This is a genomic window from Polynucleobacter sp. IMCC 30228 (assembly GCF_021395205.1).
Classification (GTDB): Bacteria; Pseudomonadota; Gammaproteobacteria; order Burkholderiales; family Burkholderiaceae; genus Polynucleobacter.
This window is the reverse complement of record NZ_JAJVCS010000003.1, coordinates 250425-266277: the sequence shown is the minus strand read 5'-3', so window position 1 is coordinate 266277 and position 15853 is coordinate 250425. Positions and strand designations below refer to the sequence as shown.

The 15853-nt window shown below is 45.9% G+C and carries 16 protein-coding genes and 1 tRNA gene; 3 read left to right on the top strand and 14 right to left on the bottom strand.

The features are described from left to right. Nucleotides 1-28: 28 nt before the first annotated feature. Nucleotides 29-1288, top strand: coding sequence for a cupin domain-containing protein (locus LZT21_RS07095; protein WP_233990002.1), 1260 nt, complete (start codon nt 29-31; stop codon nt 1286-1288). Nucleotides 1289-1388: 100 nt separating this feature from the next. Next, nucleotides 1389-1565 carry a hypothetical protein gene (locus LZT21_RS07090; protein ID WP_233923497.1) on the top strand — a complete coding sequence of 59 codons (177 nt, stop codon included), beginning with the start codon at nt 1389-1391 and terminating at the stop codon, nt 1563-1565. Between the two features lie 76 nt (nt 1566-1641). Here the strand turns inward: LZT21_RS07090 and bamC are convergent, their stop codons facing one another. From bamC to LZT21_RS07045, 9 genes are all read right to left on the bottom strand, one after another. Beyond that, on the bottom strand, nt 1642-2760 hold the full coding sequence (gene bamC, locus LZT21_RS07085; RefSeq protein WP_233937180.1) for an outer membrane protein assembly factor BamC: 1119 nt from the start codon (nt 2758-2760) through the stop codon (nt 1642-1644). Between the two features lie 65 nt (nt 2761-2825). Further along, on the bottom strand, nt 2826-3752 hold the full coding sequence (dapA, locus tag LZT21_RS07080) for a 4-hydroxy-tetrahydrodipicolinate synthase (RefSeq protein ID WP_233923499.1): 927 nt from the start codon (nt 3750-3752) through the stop codon (nt 2826-2828). A gap of 27 nt (nt 3753-3779) precedes the next feature. Then, nucleotides 3780-4319, bottom strand: coding sequence for a class I SAM-dependent methyltransferase (locus LZT21_RS07075; RefSeq protein ID WP_233923500.1), 540 nt, complete (start codon nt 4317-4319; stop codon nt 3780-3782). 2 nt (nt 4320-4321) lie between these two features. Then, a complete protein-coding gene (locus LZT21_RS07070) occupies nt 4322-5524 on the bottom strand; it encodes a tryptophan--tRNA ligase (protein WP_233990091.1) in 1203 nt (400 codons plus the stop codon). Between the two features lie 41 nt (nt 5525-5565). Beyond that, nucleotides 5566-6414 (bottom strand): 3',5'-nucleoside bisphosphate phosphatase, encoded by an 849-nt coding sequence (locus LZT21_RS07065; RefSeq protein ID WP_233990000.1) that lies wholly within the window; start codon nt 6412-6414, stop codon nt 5566-5568. Between the two features lie 9 nt (nt 6415-6423). Further along, on the bottom strand, nt 6424-7527 hold the full coding sequence (gene zapE / locus LZT21_RS07060) for a cell division protein ZapE (protein WP_233923502.1): 1104 nt from the start codon (nt 7525-7527) through the stop codon (nt 6424-6426). Beyond that, the gene (gene lpdA, locus LZT21_RS07055) at nt 7528-8964 is read right to left on the bottom strand and encodes a dihydrolipoyl dehydrogenase (RefSeq protein ID WP_233923503.1); all 1437 of its coding nucleotides are present in this window, start codon (nt 8962-8964) and stop codon (nt 7528-7530) included. A gap of 12 nt (nt 8965-8976) precedes the next feature. After that, nucleotides 8977-10197, bottom strand: coding sequence for a 2-oxoglutarate dehydrogenase complex dihydrolipoyllysine-residue succinyltransferase (gene odhB / locus LZT21_RS07050; protein ID WP_233937157.1), 1221 nt, complete (start codon nt 10195-10197; stop codon nt 8977-8979). Nucleotides 10198-10223: 26 nt separating this feature from the next. Further along, nucleotides 10224-13085, bottom strand: coding sequence for a 2-oxoglutarate dehydrogenase E1 component (locus LZT21_RS07045; protein ID WP_233989998.1), 2862 nt, complete (start codon nt 13083-13085; stop codon nt 10224-10226). Nucleotides 13086-13387: 302 nt separating this feature from the next. Between LZT21_RS07045 and LZT21_RS07040 the strand changes: the two genes are divergently transcribed. Beyond that, nucleotides 13388-14071, top strand: a complete 684-nt coding sequence (locus LZT21_RS07040) for a helix-turn-helix domain-containing protein (protein WP_233923506.1) — start codon at nt 13388-13390, stop codon at nt 14069-14071. Nucleotides 14072-14082: 11 nt separating this feature from the next. On the opposite strand, the gene LZT21_RS07035 is transcribed toward LZT21_RS07040, so the two are convergent. From LZT21_RS07035 to LZT21_RS07015, 5 genes are all read right to left on the bottom strand, one after another. Further along, nucleotides 14083-14367 (bottom strand): H-NS family nucleoid-associated regulatory protein, encoded by a 285-nt coding sequence (locus tag LZT21_RS07035; protein WP_233923507.1) that lies wholly within the window; start codon nt 14365-14367, stop codon nt 14083-14085. Between the two features lie 206 nt (nt 14368-14573). Further along, on the bottom strand, nt 14574-14990 hold the full coding sequence (locus tag LZT21_RS07030; protein ID WP_233923508.1) for a PaaI family thioesterase: 417 nt from the start codon (nt 14988-14990) through the stop codon (nt 14574-14576). Nucleotides 14991-15027: 37 nt separating this feature from the next. Continuing rightward, nucleotides 15028-15104 (bottom strand) — tRNA-Pro (locus LZT21_RS07025). Nucleotides 15105-15136: 32 nt separating this feature from the next. Then, on the bottom strand, nt 15137-15448 hold the full coding sequence (locus LZT21_RS07020) for a MerR family transcriptional regulator (protein ID WP_370634803.1): 312 nt from the start codon (nt 15446-15448) through the stop codon (nt 15137-15139). Nucleotides 15449-15491: 43 nt separating this feature from the next. Continuing rightward, complete coding sequence (locus LZT21_RS07015) at nt 15492-15815, bottom strand: integration host factor subunit alpha (RefSeq protein ID WP_233923509.1); 324 nt, start codon at nt 15813-15815, stop codon at nt 15492-15494. Between the last annotated feature and the right edge of the window lie 38 nt (nt 15816-15853).

Genomic DNA, 15853 nt, shown 5'->3' with positions numbered 1-15853 from the left:
TAAAAAATTAGAATTGAGTTCATTTTACTTGAGCAATCCCTACCAACCACCCCGCGCGCCTGAAGTCTTGCTCTTGAAGCAAGCTTGGCCCCTCTTGGGCGGCCTTAGCCCACAAGTCTTTATGCGCAATTACTGGCATCAGCGCCCCCTCTTAGTGCGGGGAGCTATTCCTGCTTTTCAGCAAGCTAAGGCCCTTGGTAACCCGCTCGATAGTCCTATATCGGCCCAGGCACTCTGGGCTATGGCCAGTCAGGGTGAAAGTGAAGCCCGCTTAATTCGCTCTAAACCCTGGCGTCTTCATGACCTCAGTACCGAGCCGCTCAAAGCCAAGCATTTACCAAATCTTAAAGACCCTAATTGGACCCTGCTCATACAAGGGGTAGAGGCCCATCACCCCGCTGCCGCAAAGGTACTTTCTTGGTTTCGCTTTATACCCGATGCCAGATTAGACGATTTAATGATCAGTCTTGCCGGTATCGGGGGTGGCGTGGGGCCCCACTTTGACTCCTATGATGTGTTTTTATTGCAAATGGCAGGCCGCAGAAAATGGTCAATTTCCACCCAAAGTGATCTAACACTCAAAGCGGGCCTGCCACTGAAAATTCTGCGTCACTTTAAGGCTCAAGAAGAATGGGTGCTTGAGCCTGGCGATATGCTCTATTTACCGCCAAATACAGCACATGATGGCGTCGCGCTCGATCCAGCATGCCAAACCTGGTCAATTGGCTTTCGAGCACCCACCTACCGAGAATTACTCCAAGAGGGGTTGTGGCGCTTAGCTGAATCCCTAGACTCGGTACCCGAGCTCAATACACACTATGCCGATCCCCAGCAAGGTGCCACCAAGCAACCCGAAGTGCTACCACCAGAGCTAATTAAGCAATTGAAAAAACGCCTGAAAAGCCTTGATTTAAATGATATTAATCATTTTTTACAGGGTATTAGCGCCTATTTAAGCGAACCCAAACCCAGCGCATATTTTACGGGCCCAGCAAAACCCCTCAGTTACCCACAATTTATTGGCAAGCTGTCTACAAGCTCTTTGTATCTTCATCCACTTACCCGCATGATCTGTGACAAGCAGCATATTTTTTGTAATGGCGAAAATATGACCCAAACCGCCAGCCCGCTAGTCAAACAGTTATGGCGCGCGCTGGCAACGAACAAAACCCTTAGTCTCTCAGCTCAGCAGCGGTTAATTCTCCGGCCTACCCAAGGCCAAGCTGCCCATTCTCTCTACAGCGCATATCAAGCCGGATGGTTAATCTTTGAACCATTCCCCCAATGATGGCTATAATGTTTTCTGGATTTGTTAAGGGGTAACCCTTAACTGATTCCAACAACAATTACCGGTAATTGATGTTAATTTTTTTTAAAGGAACTTACAAATGAAGAAGTCACTATTACTTGCTGCTATGTTAGCCGTTGCTTTGGCTGCTTGTGGCAAAAAAGAAGAACCAAAACCAGCGCCTGCTCCAGCTCCTGCTGCTGCTCCTGCTGATGCTGCTCCTGCTGCTGCCGCTCCTGCTGCTCCAGCTCCTGCTGCTCCTGAAGCAAAGAAGTAATCTTCTTGCAGAAGAACGAAAAAGCCGCGTAAGCGGCTTTTTTTACGATCTCATACCAATCAAAATCAGTAGTAAATTAGCGCGCTAGTTGTTCAGCTAATAATGTGAGCAATTGAATTCCAGCAGGAGAATTTTCTGGTTTGCCTTCAGCATCTTGCGCAAATACTTGACTTGCCTCTGCGCCATTGGCCTTCACAAAAATTCGATATTGCTTCGCTTGTAAAGCAGCTTCATCTTTACTACTAAAAAGCCCAGAAAAGAAGCCCTTAGAAGCATCGCCAGTATCTTTAGTATTGACGTAGCGCACAAAGTAAACTCCTTTTGAGCGATCACGATCGATTACCGTAAAGTTCGACCGATCAAGCGCTAGGCCCACATCGCGCCAAGCCCGATCAAAGCTCGAGGGTAATTCAATTACAGCTACTCCACTACTATCTTGCGCAAGTTTCGCTTTGACCACTTTATTGGTGGGTGAGCTAGCTGCTGCCAACTGGGCTTTAGCTTGTTCTTGCGTATGACCAAGACGCTCCATCAGCCTGACCAGAAAAGCAGCGTCTAAATCAGGATCATTGGGTCGTGGTACCCACTTGGTTGAAATCACACCACCACTGTTATCGCGGACGGGCTCTTCTGAAGCGCCTTTATGGGTAATAAAAATTTCTGTCTGATCAGGCTTTAAAACCTCTAAGCGCGTTTTATATTTATCGCGCTCACCAGTATCAAAAACACTCGAGAGCACACCACCTAATAGGCTGCGTAAATAATCTTGCGGAATTTTGGCACGATTTTCAACCCAATCGGTTTCCATAATGCCGGTGGTAGGCGAATCTACTAATAATAAAAACCCATTTTCTTGCCAAAAATCTTTAATTTGCGGATAAAGCTCGGCTGCTGGTTTATCGATGACGAGCCAACGCCTGTCGCCATCTCGTACCATACGCATACCTGGAATTCCAGTTAAAGGCGTTTTACGTACTTCTCCGCCCTTTTTTAGAATGGCGTTGTAATCAGACATGGTGGCGCTACCGTCTTGTACTAAATAACGGCGATCGGCTTGCGTAGTAACTAAATCAGGAGGATAGGCTAGGTTGGGGCCGCGCTGAGTACCGCCCGACTTGTAATCAACCTTATCAGAACTTACTGTAGAAGTGGTGCAGGCAGTTAAGCCCGCAGTTAGTCCTAGGCAAGCAAGCATTAGCAGGGTGAAAAAATTGCGGGTATGGGGTTTGAATCGAAGTCGATAAACCTTCACATCAAAAATCATAAAAGACCAAGTTGCTTAAGGGTGGACAACAAAGAGTCTCGCAAAGCGGGGCTCAAGGGCGTTAAAGGCAAACGGATGCCAGGCGTAATTTTACCCATAGCGTGTAATGCCCATTTCACGGGAATAGGATTTGCCTCAATAAACATGGCTTTATGCAAAGCAAATAAGCGAAACTGCAAATCGCGCGTGCGCACCAAATCGCCATTCATAGCGGCACTACATAAATCATGCATTAAACGCGGGGCTACATTCGCAGTAACCGAAATATTGCCTTGACCACCCATTAGCATCAGCATAAAAGCTGTTAGATCATCGCCCGAGTAAACCGCAAAATTACTTAACCCAGCAGACTGTAAATCCGCTAATAACATACAGCCTCGCTCTAAATTGCCCGTGGCATCTTTAATACCCACAATGCCAGGTACTGTTGCTAAACGTAAGATGGTGTCATTGGCTAAATCGGCTACCGTTCTACCAGGTACGTTGTAGAGAATCATCGGCAAATCAACCCGCTCAGCAATGCTTTTGAAATGGGCAAACATACCTTCTTGGGTCGGTTTGTTGTAATACGGCACCACTTGCAGGCTCGCATCAGCGCCCACCTTTTTCGCGAACTCAGTTAGCTCAATCGCCTCAAGGGTTGAATTGCCACCAGTGCCAGCAATTACCGGAATACGGCTAGCAATCTGCTCTACTGCTACCCGAATGAGTTCGCAATGTTCTGCCACCGAAACCGTGGGCGATTCACCACTCGTCCCAACAATCACTATCGCCGAAGTGCCTTCGGCTACATGCCAATCTAATAAATTACGTAAAGCCGAAAAATCTAAAGCGCCATCAGCAAACATGGGGGTAACAATTGCCACCATGCTGCCTTTAATCGGCTTCTCAAGCAATCTAGCGCTGGAATTAGGCGTATTCATCGCTGAAATTGTAACGGATAAGGCCCTCTAAGCCGATTTTTGGGCGCAGAGGCGCTGCACCATCGCCGGTTTAGGTAGATCGGTAAAAAGATCTTCGTAAGCCCATACCCGCAAGCCAGAGCGCTGGGCTAACTGCAACAATTCCGCAGGGTTTAATAAAAATTTGGGGCTGGTCGGTTTCCCAAACTCAGCATTGCCTTGGGCAAAAGTTTCATAAATTAAGAAACCGCCTTTACTCAGAAGGCTCGGCAATACCTCCAAAAAGGGGCGATAGAGATAATTTGTCACGACGATTCCGTCCCAAAAGCCAAAGCTGGCGCTCGACAAGGGCCACACGGCAGCCTCTAAATCCATTTCAAGCCATTGGGGGTTACCGCTCTTTAATTGGCCCAGGTTTTCCCGTGCCAAAGCCAACGATTCGACATTGCTGTCAACCCCGAGAACATCAAAGCCTGCATTAGCCAAAAAAATACTGTGTCGGCCGCTACCACACGCTAAATCAAGCACCCTGCCACCTGGCTTCAACAACGCCGCAAAGCGCTGCACCCAGGAAGAAGGGTCAAGCACGGCTAGTCATACGCTAGCCCCATCGCCTCGCGTACCTCACGCATGGTTTCTTGGGCAACCTTGCGCGCCTTATCACATCCGTCAGCAATAATGGAGCGCAATAAACTAGGGTCGTCCAAATATATTTGCGCTCTTTCAAACATGGGCTGCTGTTCTCGCAAAATGGCATCAATGACTGGCTGCTTACATTCTAAACAACCAATGCCAGCGGAAATGCACCCTTTTTTAGCCCAATCTTGAGTGACCGAATCAGAATAAACCAAATGTAATTGCCATAAAGGACAATGCTCTGGATTACCAGGATCGGTTCGCCGCACCCGTGCTGGATCGGTAGGCATCGTGCGTACTAAGCGAATAATTTCAGCGGGCTGCTCACGAATGCCAATTGTGTTGTTGTAGGATTTCGACATTTTTTGACCATCGAGTCCAGGCATGCGCGAAGCTTTGGTTAATAAAGCTTGGGGCTCTGGCAAAATAATTTTTCGCGCCCCCTCTAAATAACCAAATAACCGCTCCCGATCAACCATCGACAGGCTTTGAGAGTCTTGCAGCAGGGCCTGAGCTTGTTCTAGGGCCTCAGTATCACCCCGCTCTTGATAGGCAACCCGCAGTTCAGCATACATTTTGGCGCGCTTACTACCCAACTTCTTTACCGCCTCGATTGCCTTGACTTCAAAATCCGCTTCGCGCCCATATAAATAGTTAAAACGGCGGGCGACTTCTCGCGACATCTCTACGTGCGGCACTTGATCTTCACCAACAGGAATCAGTTGAGCGCGATAAATTAAAATATCCGCAGCCTGCAGAAGGGGGTAACCTAAAAAACCATACGTTTGCAAATCTTTTTCTTTTAATTTTTCAATTTGATCCTTATACGTTGGCACTCGTTCCAACCAACTTAAGGGCGTGCCCATTGCTAGTAATAAAAAAAGTTCAGCGTGTTCAGGCACTCTACTCTGAATAAATAAAGTCGCTTGTTGCGGATCAACCCCAGCAGCCAACCAATCGATTACCATCTCCCAAACCGATTCCTCAATCACGCTAGACGTTTCATAATGAGTGGTTAGAGCATGCCAGTCGGCAACAAAGAAGAAACAAGGGTATTCCGATTGCAACTGCACCCAATTCTTGAGCACGCCATGGTAATGGCCTAAATGCAAATTGCCAGTGGGTCGCATGCCAGAAAGTACACGATCAGCAAACATCATTCATTTTTTCTAAAAATTAATTTCAAAAATTACAATTGTTAATGAAACAACGACCAAATGGGCTTCAAGCTAGAAGGTAAATTCGGTAGCAAACCCAAATCAGTATGGCTTTCACGCGGATCATGAAAATCAGAGCCTCGTGAACCCATAAAACCATAATCAATAGCAATCTTGGCATACGTTTGATACTGATCAGGGCTATGACTGCCGGTTACTACTTCAATGCCCAATCCACCTAAATCTTTAAAACGCGCATACAACTCCGTCATCTGTAGCGGGGTTAAATGATAGCGCCCTGGATGGGCAATCACGGCAACGCCACCAGCACTCCGAATCCAATGTACTGCATTTTCTAAGGTTGCCCAACGATGTTGCACATAGCCAGGTTTACCTGCAACCAAATAATTTTTAAATACTGTTTCGGTATCGCGACAAAACCCTTGCTCAACTAAAAACCGCGCAAAGTGGGTACGAGAAATTAATTCTGGATTACCGGCATACAGTTGCGCCCCTTCAAAACTACCGGCAATGCCAACTTTAGCTAATTGCTCTGCCATCGCCTGCGCTCGATTACGGCGCCCATCGCGGGTTTGACGCAGACCCTCAATTAAGCCAAGATCAGTAGGATCAATACCTAAACCCACAATATGTACCGTATGGTCTAGCCAGGTTATCGAAATTTCCACCCCCGCCACATAGTCAATTCCACATTGCGCTGCCGCAGCTTGGGCGCGAACCTGGCCCCCCAGCTCGTCATGGTCGGTTAATGACCACAATTGCACCCCATTCAGCTGCGCACGCTCTGCCAGCGCTTCAGGTGACAAGGTTCCGTCTGAAACCACAGAATGGCAGTGCAAATCTGCATTTAGTACAGAAGGTGTATTCATCCAGCTATTTTAGGTCAAGCTTGTATTAATTACTCGGCGCGGGGCATCGAGATAGGCGCGAGATTGCATTTCCACTAGGCGGGATACGGTGCGACCAAATTCAGCCACAATTTGACCTTCAGGATAAAGCTCTGCAGGTGGTACTTGCGCCGACATAATCAATTTGATTCTATGGTCATATAAAATATCAATTAGCCAAATAAACCGCCGAGCTTCATTGGTCATGCGCGGCGGCATATACGGTACCTCCGACAACATAATGGTATGAAAGCGCGTCGCCAACTCCAGATAATCATTTTGCGAGCGGGGCCCAACGCACAGGGTTTGAAAATCAAACCAGACTACCCCTTCAGCCAAACGAAAGGGACGAATTTGTCGCGACTCGATAAAGAGCACGGGGCACGACATCTCATCGCGATTACCACTTAAGCGCTTAAATGTATCTAATAAAATTAAATGATTTTGCGCCGTAAGGGGACATAAATAAGCCTCAACTTGTGCCATTTGTAGCTGCCGATAATCAGCGCCAGCATCGACATTCAAAATATCGAGCTTGGCTTTAAGTAGTTGAATTGCTGGCAGTAAGCGATCACGATGCAAGCCATTCGGATACAGATCATCAGGCTGGTAATTCGAGGTCATAATGAATTGCACGCGATCTTCAAATAAGGCTTTTAATAAGCGATATAAAATCATCGCATCGGCAATATCGTTTATATGAAACTCATCAAAACAAATTAAGCGGTAGCGTTCAGAAATGCGTTTAGCTACCTCATCAAGCGGGTTAACTAAACCCGACAGTTCATGTAATTCATGATGCACTCCGCGCATGAACTCATGAAAATGAATGCGAATCTTTTTTTCTACTGGCGAGGCAGCATAAAAACAGTCCATTAAAAAGGATTTGCCCCGCCCCACACCCCCCCATAAATAAATGCCTCTAGGCAATTCAGGGTGAAACAGTTTTTTCTTCAGGGCGTTATCACGCTTTTCTTTATAGGCTACCCATTCATCCTCACATAATTGCAAGCGCGCTACTGCACGCTCTTGCGCAGCATCAGTATGGTAGCCATGCAACTGTAATTCATGGCGGTAATACTCGGCAACTTTCAATTACATGTTTAATGCGCGCTGATCGGTTGCAAGGGCAGCCTCACGCATTACCTCAGATAAGCTTGGGTGTGCATGACAAATACGGGCAATGTCTTCTGCGGCAGCTTTAAATTCCATTGCCACAGCGGCTTCAGCAATGAGGTCAGAGGCATTTGGCCCAATGATATGAACCCCTAAAACCTCATCTGTTTTTGCATCAGCTAGCACTTTAATGAAACCTTCGGAGCGTCCCATACCTAATGCACGGCCATTGGCTGCAAACGGAAACTGTCCTGCTTTAAAAGCTCTGCCACTTTCTTTTAGTTGCTGTTCGGTTTGACCAACCCAAGCAATTTCTGGATCGGTATAAATAACCCATGGAATGCAGTTGTAATCAATATGGGGTTTTTGGCCTGCCATTATTTCGGCCACCAGAACACCTTCATCTTCAGCTTTATGCGCAAGCATGGGGCCACGCACTACATCACCAACCGCATAGACGCCAGGCATGGCGGTAGCACAGGTATGGTGATCGATGGGAATAAAACCGCGTTCATCAGTTTTCAGGCCAATGGCTGCCAAATTAAGGCCATCCGTATTGGGCACCCGCCCAACGGAGATAATTAAACGCTCACACACTAATTTTTGCGCTTTACCAGCACTATCTTGATAACTTACTGTGACTTCTTTTTTAGAACTAACTACTTCACCAATTTTTACCCCCAGCTGAATATCTAAGCCTTGTTTAGTAAAAATTTTCTGGGCTTCTGCAGCAATGCCCGCATCGCAGGCACCTAAAAAAGTCGGTAAAGCCTCTAAAACGGTCACCTGTGAACCAACCCGTCGCCACACAGAGCCTAACTCAAGGCCAATAACGCCGGCGCCAATCACACCCAAACGCTTTGGAATCGAGTCAAATTGCAGTGCCCCTTCGTTATCGCAAATCATCACGTTATCAACTTTAATCGTTGGTAAATGCCGCGCCTTCGAACCTGTGGCAATAATCACTTGCTTAGCTGTCACTGTCGTCGGTGTTTTGCCATCAATCTGCAGTTGGTAGCCCGCCGCATCTTTACCCAAAAAAGCTGCGTGCCCTTTTAGTAAAGTCACTTTATTTTTGCGAAATAAATAGTTAATACCACCTGTCATTTTGGTCACAATAGCGTCTTTACGCGCCAACATTTTTTTAATGTCGATACTAACTTGCCCCACAGTAATGCCATGGTCGGCAATACTATGCTCAATTTTTTCGAACTCTTCGGATGACGCTAACAAGGCTTTCGATGGAATGCAGCCCACATTCAGGCACGTACCGCCTAGGCGGATTTCACCCTTGGGATCGTTGAACGAGCTAGCTTCAACACAAGCCACTGAAAAGCCCAATTGCGCAGCCCGAATTGCCGCAATATATCCCCCCGGTCCGGCACCAATTACCACCACATCAAAAGCTTGACTCATGGATTATCTTTCTTATAGATCAAGCAACAGGCGAGCAGGATCTTCAATTGCCTCTTTCATGGCCACCAAGCCCAACACGGCCTCGCGGCCATCAATAATGCGGTGATCATAAGATAATGCTAAGTAATTAATGGGCCGAATTACAATTTGTCCGTCTTCCACTACCGCCCGCTCTTTAGTTGCATGAATACCCAAAATGGCCGACTGGGGAGGGTTAATAATGGGGGTCGACAACATCGAGCCAAACACCCCGCCATTTGAAATAGAAAATGTACCGCCGGTTAATTCTTCAATGGATAATTTACCTTCGCGAGCCTTCACTCCAAATTCAGCAATTTTTAATTCAATTTGCGCTAAATTCATTTGATCAACATCACGTAAGATGGGCACGACTAAACCGCGCGGAGAGCTAACCGCAATTCCAATATCAAAATAGCCATGATAAATAATATCGTTGCCATCGACCGAAGCATTCAGTAATGGAAATTTTTTCAAGGCATGGGTTGCCGCCTTTACAAAGAAAGACATAAAGCCAAGTTTTACACCATGGGTTTTTTCAAATACCTCTTTGTATTTATTGCGCATTGCAATTACTGGCGCCATATTGACTTCATTAAAGGTTGTCAAGATCGCATTATTAGCCTGCGATTCGAGCAAGCGCTCGGCAATACGGGCGCGCAAGCGGCTCATAGGCACCCGCTCTTCAGGTCGATCACCTAATGGCATCGTCGCTGGTGGCAAAGCGGCTTGAGCCGCTTTTACAGGCTTAGCCCCGCCAGTAGCTACCGCAGCCAGCACATCCCCTTTGGTAATCCGGCCGTCACGTCCACTACCGCTAATAGCGGCAGCATTCGTGTTCAGTTCAGCCATTAATTTTACTGCCGCAGGGGCTGCTGCAACTGTTGCTGAAGCCCTTGGCGTTGTAGCTGGCGGTGCTGCTATTGCACTTGCTACTATGCTAGCAGTTGGAACTGCAGCAACGGTAGGAGTGGCGACACTATCGAGCTTGGCAATTAATTGCTCAGCTACTACCGTAGCACCATCTGGCTGCAGAATTTCGGTTAGCACACCAGCTGCGGGTGCAGGAACTTCTAAAACCACTTTATCGGTTTCAATCTCAATCAGAATTTCATCTTGCGCCACCGCTTCGCCAGGTTTTTTTCGCCACTTTAATAAAGTTGCCTCTGTAACAGATTCAGAAAGTTGCGGTACCTTAACTTCAAAAATAGACATATTTTTCCTAAAATGAATCAATCGACTTATTTATTTTTTGTCACAATAAAACCTTTTAATTTTGCAAAGGCTGAGTTCAGTAATGATTTTTGTTGCTCTTGATGTAAATGCGAATAACCCACTGCTGGTGATGCTGATGCCGGCCGACCCGCATAAGCTAGCCGCATGCCGTCACCCATATTTTCTAAAATATTGTGTTGCACAAAAAACCAAGCGCCTTGATTTTGTGGTTCATCTTGACACCAAACAACCTCTTCTAAATTAGAATATTTTTTAAGTTCAGAAGCAATTGACTTATGCGGAAATGGATAAAGTTGCTCGAGCCGAATAATGGCAGTATCTGTTGATTTCTTTTCAACTCGCGCCTTCACTAAATCGTAATACACCTTACCCGAACAAATAATTAAGCGAGTTACTTGCTTTGGCTCAAGCGTCGCGTCAGTATCAGGCAAAACCGTTTGAAACTGGCCTTTTGTAAACTCCATCAAAGGTGAAGCGGCTTCTTTATTGCGCAATAACGATTTTGGCGTCATTAACACCAGCGGCTTGCGAAATTGCCGAATCATTTGGCGACGCAAGACATGAAAAATTTGCGCGGCCGTAGTAGGTTGTACCACCTGCATATTCGTATCAGCACACAACTGCATAAAACGCTCTAAACGAGCCGACGAATGTTCTGGGCCCTGCCCCTCATAGCCATGCGGCAACATCATCACTAAGCCGTTCACCCTACCCCACTTCACCTCACCTGAGGCGATAAATTGGTCAATCACAACCTGGGCACCATTAGCAAAGTCGCCAAACTGAGCTTCCCAAATCGTCAAGGTGTTGGGTTCAGCAGAAGCATAGCCGTATTCAAAGCCAAGCACCGCCTCTTCAGAAAGAATTGAATCGATTACGGTAAATGGGGCCTGATCTTTAGCAACATGCTGCAAAGGAACATAAGTACCAATATCCCATTTCTCGCGATTTTGATCGTGCAATACGGCATGGCGATGCGTAAATGTTCCACGGCCGCTATCCTCACCAGATAAACGCACTGGGTAGCCACTAGCCACTAAAGAGGCAAACGCCATATGCTCACCCATACCCCAATCGATATTGATTTCACCACGACCCATGGCAGCACGATCAGCAATGACCTTTTCGACTAAATGATGCGCCTTAAAGTCGGCTGGAATTGTTGTGATGCGGGCGGCTAAACGTTTCCATTCAGCCAATGGAATCGCAGTATCTGCTTGATCGGTCCATTTTTTATTTAGAAATGGCGACCAATCGACAGCGAATTTTCCTTTGAAATTACTTAATACCGGGTCAGAAGTTTGTTTCCCTTCATCCATTGCCGCACGAAATGCTTTCACCATCAAATCGCCGCCGCCTGCGGCGATCACGCCTTGAGTCTCTAACTTATCTGCATACAGTTTGCGGGTACCGGGGTGAGCCGCAATAATTTTATACATTAGGGGCTGAGTCATTGCGGGTGAATCTTGTTCGTTATGGCCTAGCTTGCGAAAACAAACAATATCGATGGCTACATCTTTCTTAAAGGTGCTACGAAAATCTAAAGCTAACTGGGTCGCCAATACAACTGCCTCAGGGTCATCTCCATTGACATGTAAAACCGGAGCGTCAATCACTTTCATAATGTCAGTGCAATAAAGGCTAGAACGTAGATCACGCGGATCTGAAGTAGTAAAGCCAATTTGATTATTAATCACAATATGTACTGTGCCGCCCGTGGAATAACCTCTTACCTCTGACATCGCTAAAGTTTCTTGTACAACTCCTTGCCCAGCAATCGAGGCATCGCCGTGCACTAAAACAGCCAAGACTTGATCGCCATGCAAATCGCCGCGGCGCTCCATGCGGGCCCGAGCCGAGCCTTCAGCAACCGGATCAACAATTTCTAAATGGGAAGGATTAAATGCCAAAGAGACATGGACTGGGCCGCCTGGTGTTGAAATATCACTAGAAAAACCCTGATGGTATTTAACGTCGCCCGATGGTAGATCTTCTGGTGCGGTATGCTCAAATTCAGCAAATAGATCCTTAGGCATCTTGCCTAAAACATTGACCAGCATGTTTAAGCGGCCGCGGTGCGCCATGCCCACGACTATTTCTTGTATACCTTTAATACCAGCGCCACGAATTAATTCATCCATGCTGGCGATAAAACTTTCACCGCCCTCAAGAGAAAATCGCTTTTGGCCCACATATTTGGCTTGTAAATAGCGCTCGAGACCTTCAGCTGCAGTTACGCGATCTAAAATTTGACGCTTTTCTTCAAGATTAAAGCGCGGGGTTGAGCGTACTGATTCTAATTTTTCTTGCCACCATTTTTTTATTTTTTGGTCGGCTATGTACATCACTTCGGCACCTATCGTGCCGCAATAGGTTTCGCGCAAAGCCTGCAATAAATCGCGCAGGGTCATCGTGTCTTTGCCAAAAAACGTATTACTAATATTGAAGACAATATCCATATCGCCATCGCTAAAACCATAGAAGGCGGGATTTAATTCCGGAATATCGGGGCGTTCGGTGCGCTTTAACGGATCAATGTTGGCCCAGCGATTACCGACATTTCGATATGCGGCTATCAGTTGTTGAACAGCGACTCGTTTACGACCCATCTCCGCATCTGCCGAGTCACTAACTTTACGAATGGGGCCTTGCTTTGCGCGCTCAGCAAAAGAAGCGACGATTGGCGCATGAGCAATATCTGGGTGGTTACCGCCATCAACAGCGGGTACACGATTGACCTTATCAAAATACGTGCGCCAATGATCAGAAACCGAACTGGGGTCAAGCAAGTAAGACTCATATAGGTCTTCTACATACGGCGCATTACCGCCAAACAAATAGGACGAGCCTATTGAAGCTTGCCTCATGATGCTCACCTTTCGTCGGGTATGCCGAAAAAAACTGTGGTTTAAACCGTCCGGGCTTTGGCTTTACCAAATTGCGAACTGATCACTGATGAATCTACACATTGAATCTAATATCGAATGGTTATTTTAGCATCATTAAGCTTATTAATAGTCAGGTTTTATGGCGAAGTGGGGAGGAATCGACCAAATTCTGACCCTTTAATAAGAAATTTCCTACAACTGTTTCAGCCGAAACTGACAGCATCCCTGCGAAATGATTTATATGCTTGAACCTTCATAAAACTGAAAGAAATTTACCAATAATGAAAGCCATTAATCCCGCCTCAGACTATCTCAGTACTCGCCAAAGCGCTAAAATTCTCCAAGTATCCTTGGGTACCGTCCAAAAAATGGTTGAAGTTGGCGAGCTTATCGCCTGGAAAACCTACGGCGGTCATCGGCGGATCCTCGCCAGCTCCCTAGAAAAGCAATTAACGCGCCGTAAACAACTCATGCGGCAGAAATTATCAACTCATTGTGTGGTCATGGCTATTTTTCGCCGCACTGAAAACCGTGAAGAATTACAAGAAATTTGTCGGGATTGGTCGCTGCAGGTCGACCTAATCTGGTCGCTCGATAGCCTTGAGGGTCTCATGCAAGCAGTATCAAGCGCACCCGACTTAATTTATCTCGATGCCTTTATTCCCCCAGTTGAGCAAGTACACATCATCCATTATTTAAGTAAAAATGAACTTACCCAACGCATTCCCATTTTGGTTGATGAGGGTTTTGTGGAACTTCATCCTGGCGTAATACAGTTGGCAGGAGAAAATTCAGGAGTCATCCAGCCCCAGCCCAATGCAGAAAACGCCAGTTCCGCTCAAAATCAAAATATTTTAGAGAACCCCCTCATTCTGGGTTATCCAGCGAATCACTCCCAGTTGGCTAAACAGCAACTTGAACAGTTGTTTGTTGAAGCCTTATCGAGAAAGTACGATTGGGCTTAAAGTCCATAGACTTAAATCGTAAAACTCGTTCGATCTCTGCCTTCAATCCATTTGGGGGCCTTGCCGCGCCCAGTCCAAGTATCACCAGTACTGGGATTGCGGTATTTTGGGGGGACCTTGCCACTCGCCCCACGGGTGGCAGATTTCCGACTAAATAAATCGCCTACTTCTAATTTATAACGCTCAATAATGACTTTAGCTTGCGCTATCCCCTCAGCCTTTTCACGCTGAATTGCATCTTTAATTTGTTGGTCTAATTGCTCGCGTTGGGCTAATAAATCAGTGTAACTAACCATTATTATTAATACTCCAAATGTAAATGATGATAAAGGTTAATATTATTGTATATCAGCTTAAATAGATATAAATAAATCTAGGCATTAGTATATAAAAAATGATTATATTAATTACTGAATTAATCAAATTTATAATTACTAAATTGAATAAAATCAAGCATTTAAGATATTAAATTAAAGCTAATAGTTACTTATTTATCGCTAGCTTAGCGGCGGAGCATAAAACTACCCAATGCCTTGGCAGTAATTTCTCCGGCCTCATTCAAAACTTCAGCCTCACAATAATTGACTGTTTTGCCAATTTTGAGCAATTTACCTTCAACAATCAAAATACCGGTGGAAGGCCGCAAAAAGCTCACTGTCATATCAATCGTAATCATGCCTAAGGCCTGTTCATGCATGCTACGGGCTGCAGCAGCCATGGCAAAGTCGAGCAAAGTCATGGTAAGTCCACCATGGGCTACTTGAAAGCTATTGTGTAGTTCCGGGCGTAAATCTACCCGAATCCGTGACTTACCAGCCTCTGCAAATTCAGGAATTACCCCAATAAAATCAAGAAAGGGAATCGTCAGGCCAAAATAATCCCGTGGTGATGTTGGCGTATTGGTTGAACTAGTTGGCATACAGAAAGTCTTGAATAAGAAACTGAAGTATAAAAAATGGTCGGGGCGAGAGGATTTGAACCTCCGACCACTTGCACCCCATGCAAGTACGCTACCAGGCTGCGCTACGCCCCGACGAAACTAAAATTGTATCAGCAGCTACGGAGCTATAACGATAAGATCTGTACTACAGCCTCTAATTCTGCGCGCAGTTTTAAGCTGCCACGCGCTTCATCTAAGCGATTGCGGGCCCCACCAATCGTAAAGCCTTCTTCGTACAGTAAAGAACGAATTTTGCGAATTAAGACCACCTCGTGATGCTGGTAATAACGCCGATTACCGCGCCTCTTTTGCGGGCGAAGCTGCACAAACTCTTGCTCCCAATAGCGCAAGACATGGGATTTAACGCCACATAAACTCGCTACCTCACCAATAGTGAAATAACGTTTAGCAGGAATGGGAGGTAATAAAGAGATCAAGAGAGACTGAAGATAAAAAACAAAACCTGCTTAAAATTCAAACCTAAGCCACCATACCAGTTTGCGCTTCTACTGCTTCTTTTAGTTTTTGGCTCGCATGAAAAGTAACCACGCGACGTGCATCAATTGGAATCTGCTGGCCGGTTTTAGGGTTGCGACCTGGGCGCGCAGATTTGTTGCGCAATTGAAAATTGCCAAAACCCGAAATTTTTACTTCAACGCCTGCCTCAAGGGATTCGGCAATCCGATCAAAAAAAGCATCGATCATATCTTTAGCTTCGCGTTTATTTAGACCAACTTGATCAAACAAAGCCTCAGAAAGCTCATTTTTAGTTACAGTTGGGTGCGCATGAGATGTCTGGTTCATTCAAATTACCTTTTTAATCTTGAATTATTATTCAATTT